At 54.3% G+C, this 10,514-nt stretch carries 7 protein-coding genes; all 7 read right to left on the minus strand.

All coding sequences use genetic code 11. From position 1 onward, the window contains the following. Positions 1-2,047: DUF4906 domain-containing protein (locus Q0Z93_RS07890; protein ID WP_298064382.1), on the minus strand; the 2,047-nt coding region annotated here is incomplete at its 3' end. A 51-nt stretch (positions 2,048-2,098) separates the two neighbouring features. Then, positions 2,099-4,240, minus strand: a complete 2,142-nt coding sequence (locus Q0Z93_RS07895) for a DUF4906 domain-containing protein (RefSeq protein WP_298064383.1) — start codon at positions 4,238-4,240, stop codon at positions 2,099-2,101. A gap of 134 nt (positions 4,241-4,374) precedes the next feature. After that, entirely contained in the window at positions 4,375-5,448 is a 1,074-nt protein-coding gene (locus tag Q0Z93_RS07900; RefSeq protein WP_298064384.1) for a BF2992 family fimbrillin-A clan protein, read from the minus strand. 477 nt (positions 5,449-5,925) lie between these two features. Further along, complete coding sequence (locus Q0Z93_RS07905) at positions 5,926-7,038, minus strand: hypothetical protein (RefSeq protein WP_298064385.1); 1,113 nt, start codon at positions 7,036-7,038, stop codon at positions 5,926-5,928. Positions 7,039-7,151: 113 nt separating this feature from the next. Further along, positions 7,152-8,384 carry a fimbrillin family protein gene (locus tag Q0Z93_RS07910; protein ID WP_298064386.1) on the minus strand — a complete coding sequence of 411 codons (1,233 nt, stop codon included), beginning with the start codon at positions 8,382-8,384 and terminating at the stop codon, positions 7,152-7,154. Positions 8,385-8,461: 77 nt separating this feature from the next. Then, a complete protein-coding gene (locus Q0Z93_RS07915; protein ID WP_298064387.1) occupies positions 8,462-9,493 on the minus strand; it encodes a fimbrillin family protein in 1,032 nt (343 codons plus the stop codon). 13 nt (positions 9,494-9,506) lie between these two features. Then, on the minus strand, positions 9,507-10,376 hold the full coding sequence (locus Q0Z93_RS07920) for a fimbrillin family protein (RefSeq protein ID WP_298064388.1): 870 nt from the start codon (positions 10,374-10,376) through the stop codon (positions 9,507-9,509). Positions 10,377-10,514: the final 138 nt, after the last annotated feature.

The following is a 10,514-nucleotide window of genomic DNA, read 5'->3' on the forward strand; positions in this document are numbered from 1 at the left end:
CCCGCCAAAGTTCGCCGTTCTGCGGAGATGTCCAGTCATTCTGCGCCGCCGCGAAATAGAACGCGACGGGGTTGCGGATCGCGGAAAAAATCGTATTCCCGAGATCAGCCGCATTCACCTTGCGAACCCCCAAATCACCCTTCCCCGTATTCCCGGCCGCCGTACCATCCACCGTATTATATGCAGTCCAATCGGAAATTGAACGACTTTCCGTATCCCCACCCGAATAAGTAGGAACATAAAAAGTCTTCCCATTCTCATTCGACCCATCCCGGCTCCCCACAAACGGGTCTTTCCTACCCCACTGATACAGAAGACCATACGAAGCTACCCCCGGAGAAGCTGACATCGCCCCCAGGTTCCTGTCCATGATCGGATGCTTCACACCCCCCGAAATCGCCTCCGTACCCGGATCATTATTCAACCAACCGGCATACGTATGCACCGCCGCAGTCCCGTCATTAGCCGCACCATTCGCCGCGGAACCCGGAACCGCACCCGGTTCACGCGAACTGCTCGCATCTCCCGGCTGATAGGACGTCACCCACAAATGCCACGACCAAACCGTCTCGTTATCCCAAGCCGAACCATCCGCTTTCTTAGCCCGCCTCAAACGAATAATACAGTTCCCGGCACCACCCCCGTTCGCGCGCACCCGAATCAAATCCCGGCGATTGGTAATCACCGGATTTTCAATCACAACCAACGGCTGTCCCCCATTCGCTTCATCCTGCCAGGCGATTTCGGCAATCCAAACCCGCTTGTCCGCATATTCCGGCAGCGAATCCGCCTGACGGTAAACCATACTTTCAACCACCCACGGAGCCCCCGTCGGCCCGTTATACCCCTCCTGCGCATCAGTTCCCCCCTGATAGGTAGTGCCGTCGGCCAACCCGTACAAAGTGGCTACCTCAGCCGTGTATATCTCGTTGGCCCGCTTCACCGGAATATAAGTCACGGCCGCAGAACCCGGCACCAACATGTAGCAGTTCGCCACCGGAGCCTCCATCGTCGTGATATTCACCCGATTATCCCCAGCGACCTCGAAATCGTTGATCGTACAGGTAATCGTGTAAATCTTGTTCCGTTCGATATTGAAATTATCGGTCATATTCGAGCCGAGATAAATTTTCATCGTAGCCAGCTTCTTCTCTCCGACAGCCACCCGCTCCGCCTTGACCTCCACATACGTACAATAATCGCCCAAAACAGCGTTCGGCACCTTTTTCAGCGGATCACTGTTTGAAATGGTACCCCGGACATTATCCGGAACGAACCACGTCTGCTGATCCTTAACCCCCTTGTCAGCCGCCGCTTCCTCGAAGTTGCCGGCTGCCGGAACCGGATAAGTCGCCCCGTCCGGTATGGCAAAATAGGCATTTTTCGGCTTATTTACCAATTTAACCGACGTGATCGTGTAATTTTCCGCCGCCGAGGAACCGATCTGGGCCGTAAAAAGAATCTGGGCCACCACCCGCTTCAGTTTGATCCCCGTTTTGGACAGGAATTTGCCGTTGGAATAGATGTCCGCCGTCACCTCGTCGCTGCACAGCGGAATGCCCGCCGAAGTTCCCATATTCGGCGCAGCGCCCAGAGTGGCCGCCATTTTTTTGAAGTCCGCAACCGTTTTCCCGGCCAGAGCGGTCGAGAAATCGGTATTGTCGCTCATGGCCGCCACCACGTAAATCCGCTGGCTTTTGCCCGCTTTGAGAATCGGTTTGAGGGGTGTTCCCACCGCCAAGGAAGCTGTCTTGCTGGCCGTTACGAACTCCCCTGCTGCATCGAACTGGACGGCCCAGACATTGGTCAGCTCAATGGAAGCCTTGCTTTCCAACGCCGGTTCCGCCTCCGAAAAGACCACCTCCATGGCCTCGCTCTCATAAGTTTTCGTTTTCCCGCCGCCTTCAACGGCCGAGGCCGCAGCTTCGATCGTAAAACCTAACTCGACCTGAACCGGGTCGCCTGTGCCTCCGAATCCTTCGTTGATCCGTTTGGTGCAAGATGCCAGCAGAAGGGTTGCCGAGCATAGTGCAATCAATTTTTTCATATTCCGTATTGTTTTGTTTCTCCGATAATCCTTGATAAACCGAACCGTGCCCTACTCTTTCACACACCTCACCGCATATCCGTTCGCACGGGCTCCGGCGCCGGGCAATTGTACCGGATTCGATATGCTCCAGGCGGTCGCACCGCTTCCGCTGGCCGTCGACGACCAGTCGGCCGCGCTGACCGTCCCCCCGGTCACATTTCCCGAACCGCCGTCGCGGTACCCCTGCGCCGGATACCACGCCGGGCCGCCGAGAACGATATTCCAAAGCCTAACTCCCGTATTTCCCGCCCCGTGAGTAGCCTCCCAAACCGCATTCGCCGTCGTCACATTTTCCCAAATACCGCTCCTCGGCACTCGCCAACCGACAGGACAAGGGTCGAACAAGGTCTTCGTATTGTCCTGCCAAAGCCCGTCATTGCGCGCCGTCCAGTCCCCGTCCGTACCGTTCGCATAGTAAGTCGTGACATTCATCACCGCATTGTAGATGTTGTTGACGCCCGCTCCGGCGGCGACTTTCGGAATATCCGCTTCCGTGGCCGCCCGGAACCCGCCGCTGCCGTCCGGCACATACCAGGCCCGAGGAGCCGCCCCCGCCGCACCGACAAACGGATCCTTGCGCCCCCATTGGTAAAGCAAGCCCCACGAGCCGATCCCATACGGCCCCGACGCGGCGCCCAGGTTCCGATCCATAATGAACTTGGCATTGTCTTTCATCCAGCCGGTATACTGGTGCATCTCGCCGACCTGCAACGCCCCGGCATAATCCATCACCGGATCGTAATCGGTAATCCACAGATGCCAGCTCCACACGATCTTGCCGTCACTCGAGCGCCGCAGACCGATCACGCAGTTTCCCGCCACCCCGGTCGGCCGCAGAACAATATCGTCCGTCCGCGTCCGGATCGTGCCGCCGGTAATATCCACCATCTTGGCACCGCTATCCTGCCACAGCACCTCCGCCACCCACTCGCGTCCGGCCGCCGCGACCGCCGGGATCGAATCTTTCTGGCGATAATCCGGCACGGTCAGCAGCCCGTAACGGTCGCAAATCTTATCCTGATAGATTTCATTCACCCTTCGCACCGGAATGCGGACATCGGTCGCCGTCGCCGAAGGATGGATCATATAACAGTTCGCCACACTGCCTCCCCCGAGGGAGACATCGCCGCTCTCGCTGTCCGGATTTTCATCGTCAACGCCCAACTCGCCCCCGCCGGCAGTCACCGAAATCCGCCAATCCACCGCATTCGCCCCTTTGATCACCGCCTCGATTTTATAAATCGTATTCCGCTTCACATTGTAATCCTTGACGGGATCGGCTCCCAAATAAAGCTGATAGGCCAACTCCACCGTCTGACCGTCTTTGGTATAGTCACCGATCATCTCCAGATAAGTGGCCTTATCGCCCCCCGATGTCAAAGCCGCCGCCGTCTTCTGCGAAGCGACCTCCGCCGTCCCCGTACCGCGTTTGTTTTCAGGCATATACCAAATCTGCGTACCTTTCGCCGCCGCCGTCGGCTGCGTCGAGACATTCACGGCCGGATAATCGCCGAATGAAGCCGAAACCGCCGGATAAATATCCGCCGGATCGGCATACGACATCACCTGCGGCACATTCCGCAGCTGGATGCTCTTCAGCGTAAAGACGATATGCCTGTCCGCCGCATCCGGAATATCCACCCAATAGCTCAGCTCGATCTTGGCCACTGCCCGTTTCATCACCACCGCTGCCTGCGTTTTGCCCCCGATCACATCCCCCCGGTATTCGCCGTACATCGGCAGCACATTTCCCGCCGTCAGCGCCGCTTCATCGGCGACCGATTTCGTCAATGCCCGGCACTGCGCCAAGGTGCCTGCAAAGGTCTTGAAAGGGGCCGCATCCGCCACATTGGCCACGAAAACGACCGTCTGCGAAGAGCCGGAAGCCAATGCCAAAGCGAGTTTGTTGTCTGTCACCGCTCCCGCTTTATAAATGTACTTCACGAAATTCCCCGACGCATCGAATTGCAGCACAGCCACATCGACCAGCGTATTCTCCTGCGCCGACGTCATTTTCGTCTGCTTCATATCGAACGATCCGGGCTGCAACTGGAAGACAGTCAGCCCCTCTCCGCCGAACTCGGGGCGGTCGCTTTTGCGGCAAGCGCCCAACACTCCTGCGATCAACAAGATTAAAATGATCTTTTTCATACCTGGTTAAATCTCGAACTTAGATAGACTGCGGAGATTCCCGCTTCGTCCTGTTATTGCTTCGCTTCACCGCTCATGCCGCGGGGGCACTTCCTTGCGGGGATTCCCGCTTCGTCCTGTTACTGCCGTTCCGGTTAAAAAGGAACCGTGCCTTCGTCCCCCAAGCCAGTGCTCCACCCCGTCTCGGTCCACTCTCCCAAGACGATTCCGTTCGATGCGTCGCCGCCGACCTCCATGTCGGTCATCGCGTTGTTCGTCCACGGCAGCAGCTCGAACAGGGTCAGCACCGCGCCGCCGTCCTTGACCGTCACGTTGAAAAGATACCGGTTACCCGGCAGAAAATCGCGGTTGGGCAGCGTCGCCGTATAGGTTTTGTACAGGGAATTGTTGATAAGAAGATGGAAAGTCAGCGTCAGATCGTCCGCCGCCGAGGTATTCGCCGCCCGCGGCAAAATCGTATCCAGAACCGCCGTCGTGCAATCATCGATCTGGGTGAAACGCGAGCCGGGAACTTCAGAAACCCCGTCGTAAGCTGTCCCGGAGACGGCGATATTGCCGCCGAGCCGGTAGGTCGCAGGCGCATGGGCCAGTTTTTCGACCTTGACACCCGCATCCTGCATCGACACAGCGTAAACGGTATTGGCATCCGTTTTCCGGGTCACCGTAAAATGCAATTGAGAAGCTTTGTGGCCGAACAGAAGATCGACGTTCGTGCGCTTTCCGGCCACCCGCCGGGTCACCGCACCGGTAGCGATCAGATCGGCCCCGTGTCCGACCTGCAAGGTCGGCCGCGAGGTCATGGCTGCCGCCGGCGCATACGCATAGAAATCATAATTTCCGACACTCAGTTCCATCACGGAACCGGCCTCGGAGGTCACGACGCCCGCCGCATCGGTCACGCACGGCAAGAAAGAGCCGTCGCCCTGTATTTTGTAGGTATTTTCGGTAACGTAGGTATCCGCAGCCGGATCCGCTGCGGCCCCTCCCGAAGCGCGTTTATAGACGAGTACGCGCACGGTGGTACCTTCTGTCAGATTGAGATTGGTTTTGGTCGCTGCACCGGACAGGAGATTCCCTCCGCCTGCGGAGAATTCGACCGGAAAGGTCTTTCCGCGATTCGCATCAGGATCGGGATACGATCCGTCATGCTTACAGCTCCAAATGCCGAACATGCTGCTACACAGCAATACAGCAAAGAAACGTTTCATATGCCTGGCTTAATTTATTTATTCACAAACCCGATCTGCTGAAGGAAAGCCTTTCGGATTCGCTTTATACACTCGCTCGCGTACCCCGTCGGCTGAAGGAAAGCCTCTTTGGCACGCTTTATGCACTTTATGTCATTGGGTTACCTGCCACCGTGATTCCCATCGAAGGAAGATGGAGTACTCACCGGGAAGCAGCAACCTCGGTTTGTCAGTTTTGTTTGTTTTGTTTTGTTTGTAGATACGGCAGGCGTGTCCGACTTGGTTCGGCCCGTTTGCCGTTTCTGTTTCCGCACCATACCCACACTCCGGAATCAAGAACTACCGCACCTCTGTCTAAAACAACCTTCGCACCACTTAGGATTCTCACGAATCCCCGCACAAAATTCAACAGTAAAAGTAAAAAAGCCGGGGAGGTCCCGCACAAGGCAATCCGCCCCGGCTCGATTTTATTTCAGTATCAGTTACACCGACACCGAATTAATCAAGAGTAATTTCGCCACCAGCCACGTCAGTCCAATCGGTGACCGTACCCGTGAAGGTAATGCCCGATTTGCCGAGTTTCAAGGTGTATTTGTAATTGTTACCAGCAGCCAAACCAGCAGACAAGTCAGCCGGAGGAGCCAGCAAGCCAACACCCGCTTTGATCGTTGCGGTATAAGTCTGATCGCTCGTACCGTCGTTATATACGACTTCCACCGTAAGACCAGCAGCCTCAAAATTGGCATCCGTAGAAGGAGCGAGATACCCTACCGCATCCACATAATCTTTTTCAAACGTATCTCCACTCGTTCCATTACCTGTCTTCGCAACAGGTTGCAAGGTCATCGGAGCAGCTTGGGTCAAATTGCCGGTGCTGTTAGTCGTCGTACCATCCAACAGATTCAACTTGTACTCTTTATAGAGCCCCGACGTCGAAGCCGTGTACAATTTGATAGATACGACCCCTTCACCAGTGCCACCGCTTTGCACCTTGATACCCGTTGCCCCTACAGAAGTTCCGTCGCCGACAATCGAGAGGGAGACTTTCGCTACCTTATAGTTGAAAGCCAAGGCTTGTGACGCCATCGGATTCGGACGTCCCACATTTTCCGCTTTAGCCCAAGCAAAGCCGTAATCCGGCGCCGGCGTTCCGGTCTGAGTAGCCAAATCCTGCGTGAGGACATAAGCGTTCACTCCATTCCCCGTCGTAGCCGTAGCCAGATAAGGGAAATAGCTTGCGAACGAAAGTTTATCACTGGTATTCCCCGAAGCAGGCCAGAACAACGAAGTCTTTGTGTCCTCTTTATAGCAATTACTTGCCGGGACCCAAGTATAGTGCAAGTTCTTTGCACTACACCACACAGCACCATCAGCAGTAGACGCATTCGGTACCGAAGCAGCCTTGAAAGCATAAACGCCGAGTTGCGGAGTCAAGTCGGTACCCAAATTCAGAGCAGCTTTCGATTCCACGACCGACACTTCGGCTGTCGCACCGAACGAGACGGGCGCTTCCGTATCGGGTGTTACCGGCGGAATGGGCTCTTCGAGCGCTCTTTTGTTACAACCGACCACTACCAAAGCGATAGCAGCCAGTATCGATACTTTTTTCATCGTGTTTTTGTTGTTTGTACTCAACGTACTTTTACTCATTAAGACCGTCGATCGGGATCGGCCGAGTTTATCGCCCGATCCCGAGGGCGGTCTCCTCATAAGACAAACTGAAATTATTCAGCCGGAATCGGAGTGGAGGTATTATCAACCACATCCCAGTCTTCGATCGTACCGGTGAATGTTACTTCATGCTGCTTCAATTCAATCTTGAATTTATATTCCTTACCCGGTTCGATTTGCGGCAGATAGTTCGTTTTACCACTTATAGAACCACCTGCGGTTTCATCCAATTTAGCCGTATAAGCCTGCAAGTTCATAGAACCAGAAGCACCGATATAGAATTTGATTTCCACATTTTTCAAAGTACCCGTTCCCGGAGCTGCTACGCAACCTGCCGGAACCAAATAACCGGTAACAGTGAAGTGCTGTACGTCACCACCAGCATCCGGAATCGCTTCAAAGAAATAAGCTTTCGTATCCGCAGGGGTCGGAGTAGCACCAGCCGAAGCCGTCGTAGTTCCATCCAAATTCGCAGGAGAACCAGTAGTGGTCTGAGAAATCACTTCATATACCCCCGAAGCAGCTCCCACAGCGGTAGCTTTCGTCAAGTCGAACGTAAGACCTTCGGTCAATCCGTCACCATACATCATAATAGTCGCGTCAGAAGCACCCGAAACCGACCCGATCGAATTAGCAACCGTTACATCAAGAGTCAGTTTAGCCAGTGCATGTTTAAACGTCAGATTAACAGGATGTGTTGAAGACGCTTTATCAGCTGTACCATGATAAGCAAACATGATCGGCCCCGGATACAAAGAAGAACTTGTACTCAGAGCAGTCTGATTGTAGAATGTATTCGTATTATCGGTTTTCACGAACTGAGCTGCGGCAGCAGCAGTCGTTAAAGTAGGCATACCCGAGAACAAAGTCCCCGTAGTCGGATAGTAAGCATAGTAGTTCCACGCCTGATCCCCTGCCAGATAATACATCTTCTCACTGGTCCCATTCGCGGTGAAAGTCGCTACCGCCGGATCTGTTGACGTAGCTGCCTTCACAGATGTTACCTTAAACTTTTTGTTCAAATACTGCAGTGTAGTCGGGAAAGCTGCTGAAGCATCGGTACCCAACTTCTTCCCATCAAGCACCGCATATACGCCGATCAAATCATTATTTTCAAAAGCGCTTTTCCCTGCAGCATCGGTAGTCACTTTAGAAGTAACCGTAGCGCCCCCCGTAGAGAAGCGTACTTCGTTCGGATCCGCTGCATTCGGATCGACACCAATTTCCCGTTTCGAGCAGCCGATCACAGCCAGTGAAGCAACTGCCAAAATGAGACTTTTTTTCATAATCATTTTGTTTGGTTTGTTTAACATGTGTTTGATTCGTTGTTTATTGTTCCCGGACAGGTTCCCCTGCCGGTCTGTTATTCGTCTTTTTCTGCGTAGATCACGGGCACGCCTCCCGCCGCCACCCAGTCTTCGATCGTCCCGCCGATCCCGACTTCGACTTTATTGGTGATCGTTATTTTGTAGGTATATGCTTTCCCTGCCTCGAAAGTCAGATAGGAGCCGCCGGTAGGAATCCGGCACAGGTAAACCAGCGGCCGAGATGTCGGCCCGTCGGTCTCGATCGTCGGCGCGGAGCCGAATGTCAGCCGGATCACTGGGTTCATCGCGCGTCCCGGCACGATATACCCCTCGGTCGTATTCCCCGATGCCGCAGGTGCCGGGAAATAATAAGGGTCCGCCGCCGTCGCCAATTCGTTCCGCCCGCCGTTCGTGGCCACCACATCGTATCCGCCTTTGGTCAAATCGATCACGCACTCTCTGTACAATCCGTTGTCGGCGAAAAACTCGACCTTGCTCAAAGTATTGCCCGCTCCCATTTCTGCCGGATCATAGTCCACTTCCAATGCGATCTTCGCAAAAACGTTCCGGAAAATCAGTGTCACCACGCCATCTCCCGGCCCTTTCGCTTTCGCGTTGTCGGAATAGATATACGGCACCACCGCTCCCGCCGTCCTCTGATCTGCAATATCACCCAGGTCGATCTGGTAAGTCGTCTGATCGACTATCGCGCATTTCGGTTTCGGCCCCATCGCCGGGTATACGGCGTAAAAGTCGAGTTTATTCGTCCCCGAAGAGTAACGTATTTTGTCTCCCTCCGTCTTTGCCGTGAAGCGGTCGTTATTGTCCGCCACGTACCGACGGTCTTTCGCCGGCCCCATCCCGTGGGTATCGTAGTTCCCATAGATCGGGTTCCCGGCAAGAGGTGCGAATACGGTTATCTCGTCATTGGCATCAAAATGGGTTCCCGTCACCTTGGTGCCTGCATCCCCGTCCGGCTGGTAGGCCTCGAACCGCACCGTCCCGTCGTTATGCGTCCCTTTTTCCGACTTGCATCCCGCCAAACAAGCTGCCGCAAACAAGGACAATATGAAAATCGTCTTTTTCATTTTTCGATATTTCCTATATAGGCTCTCCAATGATCGGATCGTTGTTCGGATCGTTACCAGGCTCCCATTCCAAGATCGAGGCTTCGCCGATCTGCACTTCACCGCCGTCTTTAAGCGTTATATTATAGGTATATTTCCGCCCCCGTTCATAAGTGATATTCCGCGGCCGGGCGACGTAAGTGTGTGCCGGTGTCACCAAGGTCACCGCCAAATCGAGCACGGTTCCCGGCATAACCGTCGCCGTCGTCGTCGCAACGCCCGGCTTCAAACCGATCGTTCCGCGCGTCGCACTCCCCGCTGCCGCAGTCACCGTCCCGTTCTCGACATGAAAATCGCACTTGGCATACACCCCGTTCCCCTCCAAGGTCACCGCCGATATGGAAGCCACATTGCCGTTCGGCATCGTCACCGGATCGTACTGGATATTGAGGATCACTTGCGCCATCGCATATTCAAACTCCAGCTTGACATACTCCGCCGTCCGTATAATCCCTTGTGCATTATCGGTATAAAGGACGGCCCCTTTCTGCCCCGCCCTCTGATCGGCAATATCCAACGCCAAGACCCCATCGGCCCCCATTTGTTCCGAATAAGGATAATATCCTTTGAAAGTCAAAGGCAAGGTCGCATCAGCCGGAAAATACATCGGAACCTGTCCGTCTTTCACCAACAAATCTCCCTCATTCCGATAAACATACGGGACATTGCTTCTGTTAAAATCCCCGCTGCCGAACATCGCGCCGCCGGATGGATAGGAATACATCCCGATAACATCCCCCGCTTCAAAATTCGTGTCGGTCACTTTCGTCGCCGGACTTTCCTTTTGAGGCAATTCGCCGCAACTGAACTGCACCGGATACTTGCCCCCTTCGATCTCTTCCATCTGACGTTTGCTGCACCCGCACACGAGCGCCAGCATCAAGATCGGAACAGCATATGATATATACTCGTTGGTTGAATTAGAATTTTAAGGATATATAAATGAAAAAGTTGCGCAATATGCAGATTTTTAGTAAATTAG

Origin of the sequence: uncultured Rikenella sp., from assembly GCF_947628055.1 — a bacterium.
In the GTDB taxonomy this organism is placed as follows: Bacteria; Bacteroidota; Bacteroidia; order Bacteroidales; family Rikenellaceae; genus Rikenella.